The following is a 19382-nucleotide window of genomic DNA, read 5'->3' as shown; positions in this document are numbered from 1 at the left end:
TGATGAGCACGCTTCTCCTTTCCCACAAGGCCTGCCTCGACCATGTCACCCCACCGGGACACCCGGAAAGGCCCGATCGCCTGCGTGCGGTGGAGGAAGCGCTGTCGCATGAGCGCTTCCAGTTCCTGGCGCGCGACCAGGCGCCGGAAGGCGATCTCGATCTCGTCACGCTCTGTCACAACGAGCATTACGTCACCGAACTGCGCCACATCGCGCCGACCAGTGGGCAGGTCTATATCGACGGCGACACGTCGATGTCGCCAGGCACGTGGGAAGCGGTGATGCGCGGCGTCGGCGGCGCGGTCGCGGCGACCGAAGCGGTGATGGCGGGCGAGCACCGCAACGCCTTCGTCGCGGTGCGCCCGCCCGGACATCACGCCGAGATCGGCAAGCCGATGGGCTTCTGCTTCTTCGATAATGTCGCCATCGCCGCGCGCCATGCGCAGCGCAAATACGGCATCAAACGCGCGGCCATCGTCGATTTCGACGTGCATCACGGCAACGGCACCCAGGACATCTTCTGGTCGGACCCGACCGTGATGTACTGCTCGACGCACCAGATGCCGCTGTTTCCGGGCACCGGCGCCAAGAGCGAGCGCGGCGATCACGACACCATCGTCAACGCGCCGCTCGCCTCCGAGGACGGCGGGCCGGAATTCCGCTCCGCCTTCGAGAATTTGATCCTGCCGCAGCTCGAAAAATTCAGCCCCGAGCTGCTCGTCATCTCCGCCGGCTTCGACGCGCATTACCGCGATCCGCTGGCCTCGCTGAATTTGCGCGCGGAGGACTATGCGTGGGTGACGCGCAAGCTGGTGGATCTCGCCGACAAGACCGCCGGAGGACGTGTTGTCTCGGTGCTCGAGGGCGGCTATGACCTGCAAGGACTGAAAGAATCTGTTACGGCGCATGTCGGCGCCCTGATGGGCGCTTGAAAGCACTCGCCACATAAAGCCCGCAAAACCCGCCTTCATTGTGGGCGAAGCGAATCGGGCAATCGGAAACGGATATGGCCGAAAACACCCAAGTCGACGTCTCCAGGCTCACCTTCGAGCGCGCGATCGAGGAACTCGAAACGATCGTGAAGCGGCTCGAGGATGGCAAGGTGCCGCTCGAGGAATCCGTGACGATCTACGAGCGCGGCGAGGCGCTGAAGCGCCGCTGCGAGGAGTTGCTGCGCCAGGCCGAGGCGCGCGTCGACAAGATCACCACTGATGCCAGCGGCCAGGCCACCGGCACGGCTCCGCTCGACGTCCAGTAGGCCAAGGTCCCCGCTCCGTCTCTGATCGCACTCCCATGGAACGTCTTCGCTAGGGGCGCGGCGTCTGCCATTGCTTTCAGGATCGCACGGCGCAGCTTCTGCGACGGGCCGCGGTTCCATTGCTGTGGATCGGGAATTGTCCGGCTCCGAATCGGCCCCAATTGCACAAAAAAGCCTGACCAAGCACCAGGCAAGCCTGGAACCAGACGTCCTGCGCCACGGTTAACCACTCTGGCCCGCCGGTTGCATCTGCATACCCCTAATCGGTCCAGCGGGTTGGCTTTGGCCCCAGCTTTGGTGTAAAGCTGCGCCGAGTGTGGCTTTTTGCAAGCCTTGCGTGGGCACTGAATACCGACGACAAGCGCTTCAAACTGCTAATGAAATTGGCTTGGGACGGACGAAGCCGATCTAAGTGACAGGGATCACAGAGACTGAACCGGAGCGCACTTAAGCTTACCTAAGCTTGAAGACGGGGCTTTGCCCCATGCAGGTGGCTCCGACGGTTAGGACTCGCGCTGCGCCGATATTGTGCAAACCCATCGCGCCCCGGAATGACCTTCCGGGGCTGACAAATTGGAAATCGCCGTGAACGCATACAGTAAAACGCCGCTTCTCGACACCATCCGGACGCCGGACGACCTGCGCAAGCTCAAGATCGAGCAGGTTCGCCAGGTCGCCGACGAGCTGCGGCAGGAGACCATCGATGCCGTCTCGGTGACCGGCGGTCACTTCGGCGCGGGCCTCGGCGTGGTCGAGCTCACCACCGCGATCCATTACGTCTTCGACACGCCGCGCGATCGGCTGATCTGGGACGTCGGCCACCAGGCCTATCCGCACAAGATTCTCACCGGCCGGCGCGACCGCATCCGCACGCTGCGCACCGGCGGCGGCCTGTCCGGCTTCACCAAGCGCAGCGAGAGCGATTACGATCCGTTCGGCGCCGCACATTCCTCCACCTCGATCTCCGCCGGCCTCGGCATGGCGGTGGCGCGCGACCTCTCCGGCGGCAAGAACAACGTCATCGCCGTGATCGGCGACGGCGCAATGTCGGCCGGCATGGCCTATGAGGCCATGAACAATGCGGGTGCGATGAACTCGCGCCTGATCGTCATTCTCAACGACAACGACATGTCGATTGCGCCGCCGGTCGGCGCCATGAGCGCCTATCTGTCGCGCCTCTATTCCGGCAAGACCTATCGCACGCTGCGCGATGCGGCCAAGCAGATCAACAAGCGCCTGCCCAAGATCATCGCCAACCGCGCCAACCGCGTCGAGGAATATTCCCGCGGCTTCATGATGGACGGCGGCACGCTGTTCGAGGAGCTCGGCTTCTACTATGTCGGCCCGATCGACGGCCACAATCTCGACCATCTGCTGCCCGTGCTGAAGAACGTCCGCGACATGGAGACCGGCCCGATCCTGGTCCACGTCGTGACCCAGAAGGGCAAGGGCTACGGCCCGGCGGAAGCCTCCGCCGACAAGTACCACGCCGTCGTCAAGTTCGATGTTGCCACCGGCACCCAGGCCAAGGCCAAGCCGAACGCGCCGGCCTATCAGAACGTGTTCGGCCAGAGCCTGGTCAAGGAAGCCGAGAAGGACGACAAGATCGTCGCCATCACCGCGGCGATGCCGTCGGGCACCGGCGTCGACATCTTCAACAAGGCCTTCCCCGACCGCACCTTCGACGTCGGCATCGCCGAGCAGCACGCGGTGACCTTCGCAGCAGGTCTTGCGACCGAAGGCTACAAGCCGTTCTGCGCGATCTACTCGACCTTCCTGCAGCGCGGCTACGACCAGATCGTGCATGACGTCGCGATCCAGAGCCTGCCCGTCCGCTTCGCGATCGACCGCGCCGGCCTCGTCGGCGCCGACGGCGCCACGCATGCCGGCTCGTTCGACAACGCCTATCTCGGCTGTCTGCCGAACATGGTGATCATGGCGGCGGCCGATGAGGCCGAGCTAGTCCACATGGTAGCGACCCAGGTCGCGATCGACGACCGTCCGAGCTCGCTGCGCTATCCGCGCGGCGAAGGCCGTGGCGTCGAGATGCCCGAGGTCGGCATTCCGCTCGAGATCGGCAAGGGCCGCATGATCCGCCAGGGCAGCAAGATCGCCCTGCTCTCGTTCGGCACGCGCCTCGCCGAATGCGAGAAGGCCGCCGACGAGCTCGCCGCCCACGGCCTCTCCACCACGATCGCCGATGCGCGCTTCATGAAGCCGCTCGACACCGAGCTGGTGCTCAAGCTCGCCCGTGACCACGAGATCCTGATCACGATCGAGGAAGGCTCGGTCGGCGGCTTCGGCTCGCATGTCGCGCAATTCCTGACCGACCAGGGCGTGCTCGACAGCGGCATGGTCAAGTTCCGCTCGATGGTGCTGCCCGACGTGTTCCAGGACCACGACACGCCCGCCGCGATGTACGGCCGTGCCGGTCTCGACGCCAAGGGCATCGTCGCCAAGGTGTTCGAAGCGCTCGGCAAGGACGTGAAGGCCGAGACGGTCAAGTTGGCCTGATAGTGAGTTCACCTCTCCGGCTTGCGGGAGAGGTCGGATCGCTCCTGGCGATGCGAAGCATCGTCCAGTGCGATCCGGGTGAGGGTTTTCTCTTCTTGGGGGCCTCGCTAGCTGAGACACCCTCTCCCCACCCCTCCCCCGCAAGCGGGGGAGGGAGCAGACCGGGCACCCTCCGGCTTGCTCCTCGACCCAGATTTTCCGGTACTGACGCATGAAAATCTATCTGGCAGGTCCCGACGTGTTCCTGCCGGATGCGATCGAGATCGGCCGACGGAAGGTCGCGATTTGCGCGGCTCGTGGCCTCACCGGCCTCTATCCCCTCGACAACGCCATCGATCTCACCGCGCCTGATGCCGCACGGCAGATCTTCTCCGGCAACGAGGCGATGATGGACGAGGCCGATGCCATCATCGCCAACCTCACCCCGTTCCGCGGCGCCGGCGCCGATCCCGGCACCGTCTACGAGCTGGGCTACATGGCCGGGCGCCGCAAGTTCTGTCTCGCCTATTCCAACGACGGCGCCACCTATGCCGACCGCGTGGGCCGCTTCATGGACGTGACGTCCGAGGACGGGCGGCTGGTCGACGCGCAGGGGCTGACCGTCGAGGATTTCGGCCTCGTCGACAATCTCATGATGATCCATGCGCTGGAGCTGCATGGCTGCCCCCTGGTGACGCCGGCCGTGATGCCGATCGACGTCTGGCACGATCTGGCGGCGTTCGAGGCTTGCGTCCGGATGGCGGCCGCGCGATTGATGGCTACATAAGCCCATCAACCGTCCCAAGAAGCGGACCATGAGAGCGTGATGTCCCCTGCCCGCAAGCGCGCAGATGTATTGCTGGTCGAGCGCGGCCTGTTCGAGAGCCGGGCGCGGGCGCGCGCGGCGATCGAGGCCGGCCTCGTCACGGCCGACGACAAGCAGGTTTCAAAACCGTCGGAGACGATTGCCGAGAACGCCGTGATCCAGGCCGAACCGGCGCACCCCTACGTCTCGCGCGGCGGCGTCAAGCTCGCCGGCGCACTGGAACGCTACAGAATCGAGATCGAGGATCATGTCTGCCTCGACGTCGGCGCGTCCACGGGCGGCTTCACCGAGGTGCTGCTGGCCAACGGCGCGAGCCTGGTGTTCGCCATCGACGTCGGCACCAGCCAGCTGCATCCCTCGCTGCGCGATCATCCCAAGATCGTGTCGATGGAGGAGACCGACATCCGCAGCTACGACGGCAAGCGGCTGCCGGCGCGGCCCGATGTCGTCGTCATCGACGTCAGCTTCATCTCGCTCAAGACGGTGCTGCCGGTGGCACTGTCCCTCGCCGCCGCGCCGATGAGCCTGCTGGCGCTGATCAAGCCGCAATTCGAGGCTGACAGGAAGCACAACAAGAAGGGCATCGTCCGCGACGCCGCCGTGCACCAGGAGATCTGCGACGACATCGCGGCCTTTGCCGCGTCGCTCGGCTGCACCGATATCGAGGTCTTTCCCTCCTCGATCGCGGGCGGTGACGGCAATATCGAATTCTTCCTGGGCGCGCGCCGTGGTTGAGCGTCTGACCATCGATCATGTCGGTCATCGCGGCGACGGCGTTTGCCTCACCGCGGGCGATGCGATCTACGTGCCCTACACGCTCGGCGGCGAGACCGTCGAGGTCGACCACGTCGTGGGGCATCATCCCGACCGCCGCAAGCTGCTCGCGGTGGAGGTCGCAAGCCCGGAACGCATCGAACCGTTCTGCCCGCATTTCGGCGTCTGCGGCGGCTGCGCGATCCAGCACTGGGCGGCAGAGCCCTATCACGCCTGGAAGCGCGGCATCGTGGTGGAGACGCTGGCACAGGCCGGCATCGATTGTGAGGTGGCGCCGCTGGTCGACGCCCACGGCGCCGGCCGCCGGCGCATCACCCTGCACGGCCGGTTCGGCACGCACGACATCCTCAAGGTCGGTTTCTCCGCGACGAGCTCGCACGACGTCATTCCCATTGATCGCTGCCCGATCCTCGATCCCGCGCTCGACGGCGCGCTCGATGCCGCCTGGGCGATCGCCGAACCGCTGACGTCGAAGATGCCGGTGACCAAGCCGCTCGACATCCAGGTTACCGCCACCGCCAACGGCCTCGATATCGACGTGCGCGGCTCCGGGCCGCTGCCGACGCCGCTGGTCACTGCGCTGTCGCGCGTCGCCGAGCAGCATCGCCTGGCACGGCTGACGCGGCATGGCGAGCTGGTGCTGCAACGCTTGCCGCCAATTGTGAAGATGGGCCGCGCCGAGGTGACGCTGCCGCCGGGCTCATTCCTGCAGGCAACCGTCGCGGGCGAAGACACGCTGGCCGCACTCGTTGTCGAACGCGTCGGCAAGGCCAAGGAGGTCGCTGATCTGTTCTGCGGCGTCGGCCCGTTCGCGCTACGGCTCGCCGAGAAGGCGCGCATCACCGCGTACGACAGCGACGCCGGCGCCGTCGCAGCACTGGCGAAAGCAGCGCGCACACCAGGCCTGAAACCGATCAAGTGCGAATCGCGCGACCTGTTTCGCCGCCCCCTGGTGCCGCAGGAGCTGCGCGACTTCGACGCCGTGGTCTTTGATCCGCCGCGCCAGGGCGCGCAGGCGCAGGCCCTGAAGCTCGCTGCAAGCAAAGTGCCCGTGGTGGTCGCGGTGTCCTGCAATGTCGCGACCTTCGCTCGCGACGCGCGACTGCTGATCGACGGCGGCTACCGGCTGGAGGCGGTGGTGCCGGTCGATCAGTTCCGCCACACGCCGCATGTGGAGCTGGTGGCGCGGTTCAGCCGATGACTTCTACGCCGACGGCTCAAATTGCGGCTGCCATCGCAGCAGATAGGATTGCAGCGAGCGCACCGCGATCGCGAGCAGGATGCCGACGAACATCATGACGAAGATGGCAACCATCATCTCGCTGGCATTGGCCCGCGCCTCGGCTTCGATGATGAGCTTGCCGAGGCCGCGCTCGGCGCCGATGAACTCGCCGACGATGACGCCGATCAGCGCAAAAGATACGGCCGGTAGCAGCGAAGCGAACACCCAGGCTAGCGCGGACGGGATCACGACGGTGCGCAGCACGGTGAATTCGCTGGCGCCGAGCAGACGGGCAGCGGCGATCTGGTCGCGGTCGACCGCACGCGTCCCTTCGAAGGTGTTGAAGAACACCACGAAGAAGACGACGAGCCAGGCGGTGGCGATCTTGGAGAGGTCGCCGAGGCCGAAGATCAGGATGACGAGCGGTACCAGCGCAATGCGCGGTATCGAGTTGAGCGCCACGACGTAGGGCCCGAACACGCGGGCAAGGAAATCCGAACGGCCGAGGACGAGGCCCGCCGCGATGCCGCTCGCCGCGCCGAATAGAAAGCCCCACCAGGTGTTCTTCAAGGTGACGAGCGTGGCGAGCCACAGATTGTTGTCGTTGCTCTTGATGCAGGTGGCGAAGCCGCCTGCATCGGCGAAGCAGCCGAGCCGCAAAAAACTCTGCCAGATCAGCGACGGCTTCGCGACGAAATAAGGATCGAGGATCTTCGGCACGTAGGCCTTCGGCAGCAGCGCCCTGCTCCACTCGAAGCCCCACTGCCAGACGACGAGAATAGCTGCGAGAATGGCCAGTTGCCAGAACAGGATGACGGCGCGGCTGTTGGACATGGTTAGTCAGCCCTGGTGCGGCGGAACTCTTCGCCGAGGGAATGCCAGACGTGCGAATAGAGGCGGCCGAATTCGGCGGTCTCGCGCACGGAAACGGGGTCGCGCGGACGCGGGATGGCGACGTCGAAGTCTTCCTTGAGACGTCCGGGCCGCGCCGAGAGCAGGATGATGCGGCTCGCCAAGGTCAAGGCTTCGCCGAGATCGTGCGTCACGAACAGCACGGTCTGCCGCTCGCGTTCCCAGATCTCCAGCAGCGTCTTGTGCATTTCCAGCTTGGTGTGGGTGTCGAGCGCGCCGAATGGCTCGTCCATCAGCAGGATCTCAGGCTCGAGGATCAGCGTGCGCATCAAGGCGACGCGCTGGCGCATGCCGCCGGACAGCATGCGCGGAAAGCTCTGCCCAAAACCCGAGAGACCAGCCTTCTCGACGGCCGAAGCAACGCGCCCCGTGCGCTCAGTCTTGGGCAATCCGGCGATCTCCAGCCCGTAGCCGATGTTCTGCTCCACGGTGCGCCAGGGAAACAGCGTATCGCGCTGGAAGACGTAGCCGACCCTGGGGTTGACCTTGCCGGTCTCGACCGTGTCCTGGTCGATCAGGATGCGTCCGCCGGAGCGCGGCAGCAGCCCCGCGACCATGTTGAGGATGGTGCTCTTGCCGCAGCCGGATGGACCGAGCAGCGCAACGAACTCGCCCTGCTTGACCTCGAAGGAGACGTTATCCACCGCCACGAACTCGCGGCCGGACGCGTTGAAGCGCTTGACAAGACGCTGCACGGCGATGCGGGTGCGCGCCGCCGATGTTCGATCCTCCTCGCGCGCGATCGCAAGGCCCTGACCTGGCGCGGCGATCATTTGTATTTCGCCCTGGCCGCCTGGAGGAAGCTCATATCGACGACATCCTCGTATTTGGTCTCGGGAATATCCGTGCCCTTGCGGTACCAGGCCTTGGCGCCGCGTTCGAACGCGGCCTTGTCGATGACACCGTCGTAGGCCCAGGTCGACTTGTCGAAGCCGAGTTCGGCACTGACCGCGTCGGGATCGATCCCTGAGAAATATTTCGGCGTGACCAGCGCCTGTACTTCCGCGAGCGGCGTCGCCTTCACGAAGGCCATGGCGCGGTAGATCGCGTTGACATAGGCCTGCACCATCGCCTTGTCCTGCTCGACCGTGTCCTGGAGCGTGTAGATCACCAGAACCGGCAGCGTCCCGCCGAAATCCTTCTCGAACACGCCCGGCTTGGACGTGTCGTAAATCGTCCTGCCGAAGCCCTTCTTCTCGACCTCGACGATCCAGCTCGGCGGCGCCATGATGGCGTCGAACTGCTTGGTCTGGAGCGAAGGGAACATCGTGTTGGGCCCGCCGCCGGCGACCCAATTCACCTTGCTGCCCAGCCCGCGCGCTTCGAACACATAAGTGCCGAACACCCAGGTGCCGGACCCGATCGCGGTCGCGGCGACGATCGGCTTGGCGCCATCGGGGCGCTTGTAGTCGGCGAGCTTCTCGACCGAATTGATGCCGCTGCCGTAGAGGTCCTGCCGGACCATGATGTTGGCGTAGGAGCACACCATCTCGGTCGCGAGCAGGATCTTGCAGGGCTTGCCGCGCGCACCGAGCTGGAGCGGGTGGCTGGCATCGCCATGGGCAAACAGCGCCTGCCCTGCCGCCAGCGTCTGGCGACCGAATGTGCCGGCATTGCCGGTGACGAGCTTGGAATCGAGCCCTTCGTCTTTGAAGTACCCCTTCAGCTCCGCAATCATGCCGATGGCGTAGACCGGCGATACCGGTCCGAAAGCGAGCGAGACCTGCTTGGCCTCGGCGCGCAATTGTCCCGGCAGCAGCGATGCGCCGGCCCATGCGGAGCCCGCGATCAGCGCCTGGCGCCTGGTGATGCTCATGTGCTCCTCCTCCCCTGGTTCTTGTTCGATAGCGCCGACCGATCAGGACGGCGCGACCTTGACCGTCCCTGCTTGTCGCAGCGCTTCGATCTCATTCGACGACATGCCGATCTCGCTCAGGATCTCGTCGCTGTGCTCGCCGATCCCAGGTGGATCGTAGCGGTTGGGCAGGCGCCTTCCGTCCATCGAAATCGGCAACAGCGGCGTCTTGGCCTCTCTGCCGTCAGGCAGACGAATGTCGGTCAGGCCGCCCGACTGGTTGAGATGCGGATCATCGAAGAGATCGCCGGGCTTGTTCACCGGCGCGTAGGGCAGATCGAGCTGCTCGAGACGGGCGGCGAGATCGGCCTTGTCCCATTGCTTGAAGATCTTCGCGATCTCGGGGATCAGCCAGCTGCGATGATCGACGCGGTCGTTGCTTGTCGCAAAGCGCGGATCAGCGAGCCAGGTTTGGCGATCGAAGGCCCGACAGAATGCCTCCCACTGCTCTTCGCCGACGATGGTGACGAACAGCTTCGAGCCGTCCCTTGTGTCGAACAGATCGTAGACCGGCCACGGGCTGTCCTTGATCGAATACGGGATCGACGGCTGGCCGCTGACCACCTCGCACATCATGGCCTGCGCCATCAGGAACACGTTGTTTTCGTAGAGCGCACTCTGGATGTAACGACCTCGCCCGGTCCGCTGCCGCTCGGCGAGCGCAGCCTGGATCGCGATCACGCCGAACATGCCGCCCATGACGTCGTTGACCGAGGCGCCGGCGCGCATGGGACGATCGGGCAAGCCGGTCATGTAGGCGAGGCCACCCATCATCTGCACGACCTCGTCGAGTGCGAGGCGGTTCTCGTAGGGCCCCGGCAGATACCCCTTGAGCGAGCAATAGATCAGGCGCGGTGCGAAGGCCGCGACGCTCTCGTAGTCGAGGCCGATCCGCTTCAAGAGGCCCGGCCGGAAATTCTCGATCAGGACGTCGCTGTTCTCGATCAACCTGCGTGCGACGCTCTGGCCTTCCGCGGTCGACGTATCCAGCGCGATGCTGCGCTTGTTGCGGCTGTAGGTGGCGAAGAAGCCGGCGGCAGGTCCCTTGAAGGTGCGGGTGCGGTCGCCCTTGGGCGGCTCGACCTTGATCACGTCGGCGCCGAGATCGGCGAGGATCAAGCCGCAGCTCGGTCCCATCACCATCTGGCTGAATTCGATGACCCGAACGCCTGCCAGCGGACGAAGCTCCGAAGCCGTCTCACGCGCAGCATTGTTCATGCCGCGCTCCGCAGGACTTTGGGGATGCCGGCCTCGTGCAGATGTCCGGTCAAATGTTTCGCCGGGATATGGCGGGCGAGAATCTCGCGCGTCTGCATCAGGCGATCGAGGTCGATGCCGGTGGACAATCCCATGCGCTCCAGCATGAACACGAGGTCCTCGGTGACGATGTTGCCGCGCGCACCGGGAGCAAAGGGACAGCCTCCGAGGCCGCACACCGCGGCGTCGAAGCGGCGGATGCCGGCTTCGAGACCGGCGACCGCATTGGCGAGGCCGGCGCCGAGCGTGTCGTGCAGATGCAGCCGCAGCGTCATGTGCGATCCGACCTCGCGCTGTACCGCCGTGACGATCTGCCCGATCGATTTTGGCGTCGCATAACCGACGGTGTCGGCAAGCCCGATCTCGTCGGCGCGGGCCTCGGCAAAAGCGCGCGCCACACGGCACACGGCCGCTTCGCTCACTTCACCTTCCAACGAGCAGCCGAAGGAGGTTGAGATCGCGCCCATCAATTGCGGTCGCTGGCCCACGGGCCGGGCGTCGATCGCGGCGCGGACCGCGCGAAATGCTTCGATTTGCTCGTCGACCGAGCGGCGCACGTTGGCCTGGTTGTGCGTCTCGCTCGCCGAGATGACGAAATAGACGGCGTCGACGCCTGCCGCGATGGCGCGTTCGGCGCCCTTCGGGTTCGGGACCAGCGCGCCGATGGCCGTCATCTCGTGCGTGAGCGCATGCGCCATCACCGCGTCGACGTCGGCGAACTGCGGCACCACCTTTGGCGGCACGAACGATCCGGCATCGATCTCGCGCACGCCGGCGGCAGCGATCACGTCGATCAGCGCGCATTTCGCTTCGGTCGGAACGAAGATGTCCAGATTCTGGAGACCATCGCGCGGAGCAACCTCGCAAATGTAGACATCGGGCGCGCGCGCCATCGGCTCTCTCCCTGCGTCGATTGTATATTGTTGCACCAAAGAACAATCTGTGGGACAGTCTGTCAAGCCCTAAAACTTGCGTGCACTGCAATGAGCGCACCCGACAGTTCCCGACCACGCAGCGACAAGAACGGTTCCGAACGCGCCGAACATCTCGCCGGCCTGATCATGGCGCTTGCCCGACGCGAAGGCATGAAAGCCGGGGACCGCCTGATCGAGCAAAGGCTTGCGGATGCGCTGGACCTTTCGCGCGCGCCGATCCGGCTCGGTCTCAAGGCGCTGGAAGCGGCAGGGCTGGCGCGCGGCGAGCCACATCGCGGCTTTGTGCTGGCGAAGAATCCAACCAGCATCGCGGCCCAACCCGCGCTCGCCGCGGTCAGGCGCAACGAGCAGGTCTATGCGACCATCGCCGGCGACGTGCTCGCAACACGGCTGCCGGCCGACGTCACCGAGGCGGAGCTGATGCGCCGATACGACGTCACGCGCGCCGAACTGCAGCGGCTGCTGGATCGGATCGCCGCCGAGGGCTGGATCGCGCGCCTGCCGGGCTATGGCTGGCGCTTTGCGGAGACGGTCTCAAGTCCCGAAGCTCAGGCGCAGGCCAAGGCATTTCGCGCGGTAATCGAGCCGGCGGCAATTGCGCAGCCCGGCTTTGCGCTGACGCAGGAGGTGATCATACGCCTGCGCGAGCGCCAGCAACGCGTGTTCGAAGGCGAGATCGAGAAGATGACAATCGGCGAGATCTTTCAGTCCGGCTGCGAATTCCACGAAGAGATCATTCGCGGCGCCGGCAATCCATTCTTTCTCGAAGCGCTCAGGCGCGTGAACTCGATCAGACGTCTGTTCGCCTATCGCAGCTTCGCCGACCGCGACGGCATGCGGCGGCATGTGCGCGAGCATTTGCGCCTGCTCGACGTGCTGGAGACGCGACGCTACACCGAGGCGGCCGACCTGATGGCCCGGCACCTGCAACGGCCGCTGGTGGCGGGTCTGTCGTGATACCCGAACCAGGATTCGCCACCCGGTTTTGATTCCGGTCAATCGCTCTGAAGTCCGTTGCTTTAAACGTATCCTGCGCAACGGCATGGAGCGGACGCCTGTGGTTGACCGACGACAGTTCATCGCGACCGCGCTGCGATTGTCCGCGGCTGGTGTCAGCGGATTCCCTGCTTCTGCTGCTGCTACAACGATGACCTACGACGAGGCGGTGACGGCGTCACGGGCTCCGCTGCGGACCGTGCCGCGGGATCGCGAGCTCGTGCGCTTTGCCACCCTCGCCGCCAACAGCCATAACACCCAGCCGTGGATGTTCTCCGCTCGTGGCAACGAAATCGCGATTACGCCGGATTTTTCGCGCCGCTGTCCGGCCGTCGATCCGGACGACCATCACCTCTTTGTCAGCCTTGGCTGCGCCGCCGAAAACCTCATCTTCGCTGCCTCCACGCTGGGCTGGCACGCCGACCCGGTCATCGACGGCGACCGGATCGTGATCGCGCTCGAGCAAGCCCCGCCGGAGGCATCAGCGTTGGCGGCCGCGATTCCGGTCAGGCAATGCACCCGCGCGGCGTTCGACGGCAGGCCGGTTGCGCCGGAGACCTTGCGCCGGCTCGAAAACGCCTGTCGCGAACCCAACGTCACGGCCATCCTGATGACCGAGCGCGCCGCCATTGCCGGCGTCGCCGACTACGTGCTCGAAGGTAACTCCGCGCAAATGCGCGACAAGGCCTTCATGCGCGAGCTCGTGAGCTGGATTCGCTTCAACGAGGCGGAGGCGCTCGCGACCATGGACGGGTTGTTCGCGCCCGCCTCGGGAAATCCCTCCCTGCCGTCATGGCTGGCGCGACCGCTTATGAGTCTCGTCTTCACCGAGAGCGGGGAAAACAAGAAATACCGCGAGCAGCTCGCCAGCTCCGCGGGTGTCGTTGTGCTCGCTGCCGAGCGCAGTGACAAGTCGCATTGGATCGCTGTCGGCCGCGCCTGCCAGCGCTTCGGCTTGCAGGCGACCTCGCTGGGACTCAAATATTCCTTCGTCAACCAACCGGTCGAGGTGGCGACGCTGAGGCCGCAATTTGCGACCTCACTCGGACTCGGCGAACGGCGGTGCGATATCGTGATGCGTTTCGGAACCGGCCCGGATCTGCCGAAATCGCTGCGGCGTCCGCCGGAGCTCGTGATGCAGCTCTAACGACGCAGACCGCTCAATGCCGGTGACTCCCCGGGCAGCATCGACGAGTTGATATCGCTGTCCATGCGCCCCGATTGCTGCTGGATGAAACCGGCGCCGAACGACAGGCTGAGATTCGAGGTCGGCTTGAATTCGACACCCGCAAACGCGCTGTAGCCGGGTGCCGCGCCGGAGGTCAGGGGTGCAACCGAGCTGCCGATGCCATTGCCAAATTTCAACGTGTCGAAACCGGCAAAGAACGTCACCGGCAAGCCGCCCGCGGTCTTGGTGGTGTAGCCGAACTGCGTGCTGTCATAGGAGAGCGCGCTGAAATTGCCGGCAAGTCCGGTCTGACTGAGTCCGGTCTGACTGAGACCGCTCCAATTGAGGCTGCCGCGCTGACTGCCGACGAAGAAGCCGTTGGTCGCGCCGCCGCGCCGGTCCGCATCGCCGGCATTGAAGCTGGTGAAATTGCCGTAAGTATCGGAACTCTGGCCGGCGCCGCCGCTGAGGCCGAAAGGCCCGCCGGGGATCCAATATCTCAGCGGCGCGACCTGTGCGTGAGCCGGTGCTGCGGTCAGGCACAGTACAGAGAGCAGAGCTGCAAGAACGGGAGAACGGGCGAGGCTGGACATTGAAGCTACCGTCAACACTTTTGTAGATTATACTCCCCTGATATCATCAATGCCAGCGCAGCGGCCGCGCCAACGTTACGCCCACGGGCCTCCCCGATAACCGAACCCGATGCCGCACGAACGCCGAGCTCGCCATTGCGCGCGGTGACCGAACCCACATCGCGGGATCTCTCTACAGATCGATCGCGTGCATCGCACAGGTGCTGTTCGCGCTCAACGAACGCTATCTCATCAACGAAAAGGGCGCGCTGCACGAAGCGGCCCTCTTGCCGCTGACGATTCCGCGCCTTGTGGAGCAATCCGACGAGATCTGGCGATTGATCGGTGTTGGCGGCTTCGCACAGGCCTGCGCGATCCTGCGACAGGTCGACCGGCAGTTGAAGGCACTGACGCAGCCCGGTGGACCGAGGTCGTGAAAGTTATGCGGTCCGGTCCACGGAGGACGATGAATCGGCCGGCGGATATTTCGTCACCGGCACCATGAAGGATTTCGTGCCGACCTGGTAGATGATCTTGCCGTTCCGCCCGTCATCGGTCGCGATCTGCGCCTGCCCGAACATGATGACATTCTTGTAGACGTAACCGGTGCCCTTACGGGTGACGCCGTCGGTGGTGACGCTGACCTGGGCTTCCTTGCCATCGACCGAGAGCACCTTGAAGCTCGCACTCTTGCCGTTGGCGCTGGAATAGCCGCCCCAGCTTCCCATCAGGCGGCTGTCGGAGACCGGCGGGTCCTGCTTCTCGAGATTCGCGGTCTGCTTGCCGGCGCCCCCGAAGGAGAACAGCATCACCATGTTCTTGCCGTCCTTGGTCCCGACCGTGAGCCCGCCAAAGTTGATAAGCGTGCCCTTGACCTCGGCGAAGCCGCGCTCGGTGTGGCCGTTATGGGTGTACTCGACCTGCGCCCGGGCGCCGCGGATGTTCACGACCTTGAATTCGACGGGCTGGTTGTTGCCCACCCAATTGCCCTTCCAGTCGCCGACCAGAGCACTCTGGTGATACAGCCGCTCGTTGGCGGGCGAAATCTGGTTGGTGCTCGATGAGACGATGGCCATTGGATTGCTCGGAGACGGGCCTGACAAACCCGCTTTCGTTCGCTTCGGCAATGTCAGGATGCCGACCGGAAACGAACAGAAACCATGCGATTAGGGCCACGCACCGGTTAACGAGCCGTTAAGCTCGAGCATCGGACGGACGGGCAAAAGGTCTCAGCCGGAGCCTCAGCGGCCCCAGCGGTCCGACCAGATCTTCTCGCCGATCAGGCAACTGACGCGCGGCTCCTTGTCGGCGACCCGCATCACGGGACGCTCCGGCGTGCGGCCGGCGACCTCCATCAGCAGCTTGGTGCGGATCGCCTCCTTGAACTGGCCGCGGTCCTTGATCGTGATGACGAAGGCGCCGGGGCCGCCGATGACGCAATCCTCGTAGTAGAAATCGAGATTGTCGATATCCATGGTCGAATAGGACGGCTCCTTGACCATGATCGGCAGGCCGTTGATGACGATGCCCTTCTCGAGCGCGGCATCGCGCGCCACCGTGACCGGGCCGCCATTGTTGTTGGGACCGTCGCCGGAAATGTCGACCACGCGGCGCAGGCCCCGATAGGGATCCTCGTCGAACAGCGGCATCGCGAAAGTGATCGCACCCGAGATCGAGGTGCGCGAGGCGCGCCGGATCGGCGTCTTCAGGATCTCGGCGGCGACCGCATCCGCCGTCTCGGGACCATCGATCAGCCGCCAGGGGATGATGATCTTCTGGTCGCTGGAGGCAGCCCACTCGAAATAGGTCACCGCGATCCGGCCGTTCGGACCGAGCTTCAGCGCCTGGAGGAACTCCTTCGACTGGATCGCCTGCGCATAGCCCTCGCGCTGGATCGCGAGCTCGTCCATGTCCATGGAGTAGGACACGTCGACCGCGAGGACCAGCTCGACATCGACCATCTGCGCGTCTCTGTCGACCGCCGGCCGCTGCGGCTCATTCTTGGGCGATTCAAATTTTGGTCCTGGTGCCGCGATGCCCGCGACGTCCCCTCCGGCAAACATGCCGGCCACCAGCACAGCCCCGATCGAGAACAGCAAGCGCATCGCAGCCTCCCGTCGTATGACGTGATGGTGACATGCAATCGCGTTGCCGCAAAGCGCGAAGATCGCCTGCGCTTCACATTCGAGTTAAGGATCTGCGGCTTAGGCGTACACGCGCCTTGCGCAATGCTGCCGCCGTGTTGCCGCGCTTGCGCCGCTGGAACACGCTCGTGCGCTCGCGCCATCGGGCTCGTGATGCGCGAAGCGGGAGCGACGCGCACGGGGACAGAACTCCCCGCCCACTTGTCCGAAGCGATTTCCGTGCTAGGTTGGCCGCACAGATGGGGAAGGAGTCTCCCCGATAACCGCCCGGCGGTCGATGACCTTGTGGGCTGATGACTCCTGCTTGAGGAGGGGCAATCTTTGAGCCTCTGCCTTCGGCGGGAGCCTGGACAAACCCGCCCGTGGCGGGTTTTTTGTTGTCCGGCGACGAAGGCCGGAGAAGGCGAAGACGTGACGACGACGACACCGAATGCCGCGAGTGCGGGGCTGCCCAGAGGAATCTGGGTGCTCGGCTTCGTCTCGATGCTGATGGACATCTCCTCCGAGATGATCCACGCGCTCCTGCCGGTCTATCTCGTCACCGTGCTCGGCGCTTCGACGCTGACCGTCGGCTTCATCGAGGGCATTGCGGAGGCGACGGCCTCGATCACCAAGATCTTTTCCGGCGCGCTGTCGGACTGGCTCGGCCGCCGCAAGCTGCTCGCCGCACTAGGCTATGGCCTCGCCGCCTTGACCAAGCCGCTGTTCCCGCTTGCGCCCAGCGTCGGATGGCTGGTGGCCGCGCGCTTCGTCGATCGTGTCGGCAAGGGCATTCGCGGCGCGCCGCGCGATGCGCTGATCGCCGATATCGCCCCCGTCGGCCTGCGCGGCGCGAGCTTTGGCCTGCGGCAATCGCTCGACACCATCGGCGCCTTCGTCGGGCCGCTGGTGGCGATCGGCCTGATGTGGTGGACCGCCGACAATTTCACCGCCGTGTTCTGGGTGGCGGTGCTGCCGGCCTTCCTGTCCTTCGGCTTGATCGCGTTCGCGGTGAGCGAGCCGGATCCGGATCCGAGCCGGCAGCCCGCAGAGAATCCGCTCAACCTCGCCGCAATGCGGCAGCTCGGAGCGATCTATTGGCGCGTCGTGGCCGTCGGAATCGTCTTCACGCTGGCGCGCTTCAGCGAGGCCTTTCTGATCCTGCGCGCACAGAACATCGGGCTCAATGCGATGTGGGTGCCGGCGGTGCTGGTGCTGATGAACATCGTCTACGCCCTGTCGGCCTATCCGGCCGGCGTGCTCTCTGACCGGATCAACCGGACCGGCCTGCTCGCGCTCGGGCTCGTCTTCCTCGCCGGTGCCGATCTCGCGCTTGCGCTGCTGCCGAATCTGGGAGGCCTTGCACTCGGCGTCGTGCTGTGGGGGTTGCATATGGGACTGACGCAAGGCCTGCTCTCGGCCCTCGTCGCCGACGCCGCGCCGCCCAGCCTGCGCGGCACCGCGTTCGGCTATTTCAACCTGTTCACCGGCCTTGCCCTGCTGGCCGCGAGCGTGATCGCGGGCGCGCTGTGGGATGCCTATGGTCCGGCGGGAACGTTCCTTGCGGGGCTCGGCTTCGCGCTGGTCTCGCTGCTGGGGTTGCTCGCCGTCGGCGACGGTCTCGCGCCGGAGGACAAATCATGACGGGGGGGGCGTTCGTCGTGCTGAGCGGGGCAATCGCGATCATGATCGGCAGCGCCCTGGGCGGCTGCGCGCGCTATTTCGTCTCCGGTGTGATCGCGCGGCGGCTGGGCGAAACGTTCCCGTGGGGCACCATGACCATCAACGTCACCGGCGCCTTCCTGATCGGCATCTTTGGCGCGCTGGCGACCCATCCCGGCTCGGCCTTCGCCGCGCCCACGCCGTGGCTGTTCGCGGTGACCGGCTTTCTCGGCTGCTACACCACGGTGTCCTCGTTCAGCCTGCAAACGCTGACGCTCGCGCGGAGCGGCGAGCCGACGCATGCGCTCGGCAATATCGTGTTCTCGGTCGGGCTGTGCCTTGCCGCCGTCAGTTGCGGCTTCCTCCTTGCGGATCGTCTGGGAGGCTAGCGGATGGAATTTGGAGACGTATCGGCAGCGCGGCACCTTCACCAGGGGGGCTCTCCGCGCGTCCGACTCTCACCTCCCTCGCGGAGAGCCCCCCTCACCCCGACCCTCTCCCCGCGCGCGGGGAGAGGGAGAACAGGCCGCGGCTGATGAACTTCCCTTCCGCCGAGCGCTGGCGCACTGCGATGCTCTATGCCTGGGTTGCCGCGGGCAGCGTCGTCGGCGGCTTGACGCGTTATCTGGTCGGGCTTGCGCTCGATACCGGACCGGGCTTTCCCGTCGCGACGCTGTTCATCAACGCGATGGGATCGCTGATCATCGGTTTCTACGCGACGCTGACCGGCCCCGACGGCCGCATGCTGGCGCGGCCCGAGCACCGGCAGTTCGTCATGACCGGGTTCTGCGGCGGCTACACCACCTTTTCGACCTTTAGCTTGGAGACCTTCCGCTTGTTCCACGGCGGCATGAAATACACGGCGCTCGCCTACATCGTCGCATCCGTGATCTGCTGGCTGGTGTCGGTCTGGATCGGCCATATGATGGCGAGCCGCTACAACCGCTTGACAAGGAGCTGAGCATGCAAATTCCCAATCAGGCCGTTTTGCTCCGGATCTTCATCGGCGAGAGCGATCACTTCGACGGCAAGCCCCTCTATGAAGCCATCGTGATGACGGCGCGCGAGCGGCACCTTGCGGGCGCCACCGTGCTGCGCGGGCCGATGGGGTTCGGTAAATCGAGCCGGCTGCACACCTCGAAGATCCTGCGGCTTTCGGAAGACCTGCCGCTGCTGATCGAGATCGTCGACAGCGAAGACAACATCAACGCATTCCTGCCCATCCTGGACGGCATGATGTCGAGCGGGCTGATCACCTTGGAGAAGGTCCAGGTCCTGCAATATGGTGCGAAGGCCGCGAGCTGATCGCCGCGGCTGGGAACCGAGCCC

General features: G+C 65.1%; 21 protein-coding genes and 1 riboswitch. Of the genes, 13 read left to right on the top strand and 8 right to left on the bottom strand.

Annotated features, from left to right (window positions below; all coding sequences use genetic code 11):
* The first annotated feature begins 2 nt into the window (after positions 1-2).
* The 6 genes from UNPA324_RS24470 (at position 3) to UNPA324_RS24445 (ending at position 6552) form a co-directional block, all read left to right on the top strand.
* A complete protein-coding gene (locus tag UNPA324_RS24470; protein WP_141936339.1) occupies positions 3-932 on the top strand; it encodes a histone deacetylase family protein in 930 nt (309 codons plus the stop codon).
* 74 nt (positions 933-1006) lie between these two features.
* On the top strand, positions 1007-1258 hold the full coding sequence (locus UNPA324_RS24465; RefSeq protein ID WP_008132970.1) for an exodeoxyribonuclease VII small subunit: 252 nt from the start codon (positions 1007-1009) through the stop codon (positions 1256-1258).
* A 585-nt stretch (positions 1259-1843) separates the two neighbouring features.
* Positions 1844-3772, top strand: coding sequence for a 1-deoxy-D-xylulose-5-phosphate synthase (gene dxs, locus UNPA324_RS24460; protein WP_128916800.1), 1929 nt, complete (start codon positions 1844-1846; stop codon positions 3770-3772).
* A 211-nt stretch (positions 3773-3983) separates the two neighbouring features.
* Positions 3984-4538: a nucleoside 2-deoxyribosyltransferase gene (locus tag UNPA324_RS24455; protein ID WP_141936337.1), complete on the top strand. Its 555-nt coding sequence runs from the start codon at positions 3984-3986 to the stop codon at positions 4536-4538.
* 39 nt (positions 4539-4577) lie between these two features.
* Positions 4578-5312 (top strand): TlyA family RNA methyltransferase, encoded by a 735-nt coding sequence (locus UNPA324_RS24450; RefSeq protein ID WP_164935906.1) that lies wholly within the window; start codon positions 4578-4580, stop codon positions 5310-5312.
* Positions 5305-6552 (top strand): class I SAM-dependent RNA methyltransferase, encoded by a 1248-nt coding sequence (locus tag UNPA324_RS24445; RefSeq protein WP_141936335.1) that lies wholly within the window; start codon positions 5305-5307, stop codon positions 6550-6552. Before UNPA324_RS24450 ends, UNPA324_RS24445 begins: the two co-directional genes overlap by 8 nt.
* A gap of 3 nt (positions 6553-6555) precedes the next feature.
* On the opposite strand, the gene UNPA324_RS24440 is transcribed toward UNPA324_RS24445, so the two are convergent.
* Genes UNPA324_RS24440 through UNPA324_RS24420 form a run of 5 tightly spaced genes read right to left on the bottom strand, consistent with a single transcriptional unit; the run spans position 6556 to position 11490 of the window.
* Entirely contained in the window at positions 6556-7407 is an 852-nt protein-coding gene (locus UNPA324_RS24440; RefSeq protein WP_141936333.1) for an ABC transporter permease, read from the bottom strand.
* A 2-nt stretch (positions 7408-7409) separates the two neighbouring features.
* Positions 7410-8258 (bottom strand): ABC transporter ATP-binding protein, encoded by an 849-nt coding sequence (locus tag UNPA324_RS24435; protein ID WP_141936331.1) that lies wholly within the window; start codon positions 8256-8258, stop codon positions 7410-7412.
* Complete coding sequence (locus UNPA324_RS24430) at positions 8255-9301, bottom strand: ABC transporter substrate-binding protein (RefSeq protein WP_141936329.1); 1047 nt, start codon at positions 9299-9301, stop codon at positions 8255-8257. Before UNPA324_RS24430 ends, UNPA324_RS24435 begins: the two co-directional genes overlap by 4 nt.
* Positions 9302-9343: 42 nt before the next feature.
* Positions 9344-10558 carry a CaiB/BaiF CoA transferase family protein gene (locus tag UNPA324_RS24425; protein WP_141936327.1) on the bottom strand — a complete coding sequence of 405 codons (1215 nt, stop codon included), beginning with the start codon at positions 10556-10558 and terminating at the stop codon, positions 9344-9346.
* Positions 10555-11490, bottom strand: a complete 936-nt coding sequence (locus UNPA324_RS24420) for a hydroxymethylglutaryl-CoA lyase (protein WP_141936326.1) — start codon at positions 11488-11490, stop codon at positions 10555-10557. Before UNPA324_RS24420 ends, UNPA324_RS24425 begins: the two co-directional genes overlap by 4 nt.
* 90 nt (positions 11491-11580) lie before the next feature.
* Between UNPA324_RS24420 and UNPA324_RS24415 the strand changes: the two genes are divergently transcribed.
* Together UNPA324_RS24415 and UNPA324_RS24410 are read left to right on the top strand one after the other, a co-directional pair.
* Entirely contained in the window at positions 11581-12489 is a 909-nt protein-coding gene (locus UNPA324_RS24415) for a GntR family transcriptional regulator (RefSeq protein WP_246667206.1), read from the top strand.
* 85 nt (positions 12490-12574) lie between these two features.
* Positions 12575-13675: an Acg family FMN-binding oxidoreductase gene (locus tag UNPA324_RS24410; protein WP_141936323.1), complete on the top strand. Its 1101-nt coding sequence runs from the start codon at positions 12575-12577 to the stop codon at positions 13673-13675.
* Here the strand turns inward: UNPA324_RS24410 and UNPA324_RS24405 are convergent.
* Entirely contained in the window at positions 13672-14289 is a 618-nt protein-coding gene (locus UNPA324_RS24405; RefSeq protein WP_141936321.1) for a hypothetical protein, read from the bottom strand. The genes UNPA324_RS24410 and UNPA324_RS24405 overlap by 4 nt on opposite strands.
* Before the next feature lie 200 nt (positions 14290-14489).
* On the opposite strand from UNPA324_RS24405, the gene UNPA324_RS24400 reads away from it, so the two are divergent.
* Positions 14490-14705, top strand: coding sequence for a hypothetical protein (locus tag UNPA324_RS24400; protein WP_181769501.1), 216 nt, complete (start codon positions 14490-14492; stop codon positions 14703-14705).
* A 3-nt stretch (positions 14706-14708) separates the two neighbouring features.
* On the opposite strand, the gene UNPA324_RS24395 is transcribed toward UNPA324_RS24400, so the two are convergent.
* Positions 14709-15344, bottom strand: a complete 636-nt coding sequence (locus UNPA324_RS24395) for a hypothetical protein (protein ID WP_141936319.1) — start codon at positions 15342-15344, stop codon at positions 14709-14711.
* Between the two features lie 165 nt (positions 15345-15509).
* Positions 15510-16373, bottom strand: coding sequence for a DUF1194 domain-containing protein (locus tag UNPA324_RS24390; RefSeq protein ID WP_141936317.1), 864 nt, complete (start codon positions 16371-16373; stop codon positions 15510-15512).
* 271 nt (positions 16374-16644) lie between these two features.
* A riboswitch (Fluoride riboswitch) is annotated at positions 16645-16722 on the top strand.
* Between the two features lie 101 nt (positions 16723-16823).
* Between UNPA324_RS24390 and UNPA324_RS24385 the strand changes: the two genes are divergently transcribed.
* The 4 genes from UNPA324_RS24385 (at position 16824) to UNPA324_RS24370 (ending at position 19358) form a co-directional block, all read left to right on the top strand.
* The gene (locus tag UNPA324_RS24385; RefSeq protein WP_128916786.1) at positions 16824-18035 is read left to right on the top strand and encodes an MFS transporter; all 1212 of its coding nucleotides are present in this window, start codon (positions 16824-16826) and stop codon (positions 18033-18035) included.
* Positions 18032-18442, top strand: a complete 411-nt coding sequence (gene crcB, locus UNPA324_RS24380; protein ID WP_181769500.1) for a fluoride efflux transporter CrcB — start codon at positions 18032-18034, stop codon at positions 18440-18442. The genes UNPA324_RS24385 and crcB (UNPA324_RS24380) overlap by 4 nt, the downstream gene beginning before the upstream one ends.
* Positions 18443-18588: 146 nt before the next feature.
* Positions 18589-19014, top strand: coding sequence for a fluoride efflux transporter CrcB (gene crcB / locus UNPA324_RS24375; protein ID WP_128916785.1), 426 nt, complete (start codon positions 18589-18591; stop codon positions 19012-19014).
* Positions 19015-19016: 2 nt separating this feature from the next.
* Positions 19017-19358 carry a DUF190 domain-containing protein gene (locus UNPA324_RS24370; protein ID WP_128916784.1) on the top strand — a complete coding sequence of 114 codons (342 nt, stop codon included), beginning with the start codon at positions 19017-19019 and terminating at the stop codon, positions 19356-19358.
* Positions 19359-19382: the final 24 nt, after the last annotated feature.

Origin of the sequence: Bradyrhizobium sp. UNPA324, assembly GCF_006658635.1 — a bacterium.
In the GTDB taxonomy this organism is placed as follows: domain Bacteria; phylum Pseudomonadota; class Alphaproteobacteria; order Rhizobiales; family Xanthobacteraceae; genus Bradyrhizobium; species Bradyrhizobium nanningense.
This window is presented reverse-complemented; position numbering and strand designations above follow the sequence as displayed.

Excerpts from the sequence above, each read along its gene's own strand:
- UNPA324_RS24470 (WP_141936339.1), top strand. The coding sequence starts at position 3 with ATGAGCACGCTTCTCCTTTCCCACAAGGCCTGCCTCGACCATGTCACC.
- UNPA324_RS24465 (WP_008132970.1), top strand. The coding sequence starts at position 1,007 with ATGGCCGAAAACACCCAAGTCGACGTCTCCAGGCTCACCTTCGAGCGC.
- UNPA324_RS24455 (WP_141936337.1), top strand. The coding sequence starts at position 3,984 with ATGAAAATCTATCTGGCAGGTCCCGACGTGTTCCTGCCGGATGCGATC.
- UNPA324_RS24450 (WP_164935906.1), top strand. The coding sequence starts at position 4,578 with ATGTCCCCTGCCCGCAAGCGCGCAGATGTATTGCTGGTCGAGCGCGGC.
- UNPA324_RS24440 (WP_141936333.1), bottom strand. The coding sequence starts at position 7,407 with ATGTCCAACAGCCGCGCCGTCATCCTGTTCTGGCAACTGGCCATTCTC.
- UNPA324_RS24435 (WP_141936331.1), bottom strand. The coding sequence starts at position 8,258 with ATGATCGCCGCGCCAGGTCAGGGCCTTGCGATCGCGCGCGAGGAGGAT.
- UNPA324_RS24430 (WP_141936329.1), bottom strand. The coding sequence starts at position 9,301 with ATGAGCATCACCAGGCGCCAGGCGCTGATCGCGGGCTCCGCATGGGCC.
- UNPA324_RS24425 (WP_141936327.1), bottom strand. The coding sequence starts at position 10,558 with ATGAACAATGCTGCGCGTGAGACGGCTTCGGAGCTTCGTCCGCTGGCA.
- UNPA324_RS24420 (WP_141936326.1), bottom strand. The coding sequence starts at position 11,490 with ATGGCGCGCGCGCCCGATGTCTACATTTGCGAGGTTGCTCCGCGCGAT.
- UNPA324_RS24415 (WP_246667206.1), top strand. The coding sequence starts at position 11,581 with ATGAGCGCACCCGACAGTTCCCGACCACGCAGCGACAAGAACGGTTCC.
- UNPA324_RS24410 (WP_141936323.1), top strand. The coding sequence starts at position 12,575 with ATGGAGCGGACGCCTGTGGTTGACCGACGACAGTTCATCGCGACCGCG.
- UNPA324_RS24405 (WP_141936321.1), bottom strand. The coding sequence starts at position 14,289 with ATGTCCAGCCTCGCCCGTTCTCCCGTTCTTGCAGCTCTGCTCTCTGTA.
- UNPA324_RS24395 (WP_141936319.1), bottom strand. The coding sequence starts at position 15,344 with ATGGCCATCGTCTCATCGAGCACCAACCAGATTTCGCCCGCCAACGAG.
- UNPA324_RS24390 (WP_141936317.1), bottom strand. The coding sequence starts at position 16,373 with ATGCGCTTGCTGTTCTCGATCGGGGCTGTGCTGGTGGCCGGCATGTTT.
- crcB (WP_181769500.1), top strand. The coding sequence starts at position 18,032 with ATGACGGGGGGGGCGTTCGTCGTGCTGAGCGGGGCAATCGCGATCATG.
- crcB (WP_128916785.1), top strand. The coding sequence starts at position 18,589 with ATGAACTTCCCTTCCGCCGAGCGCTGGCGCACTGCGATGCTCTATGCC.
- UNPA324_RS24370 (WP_128916784.1), top strand. The coding sequence starts at position 19,017 with ATGCAAATTCCCAATCAGGCCGTTTTGCTCCGGATCTTCATCGGCGAG.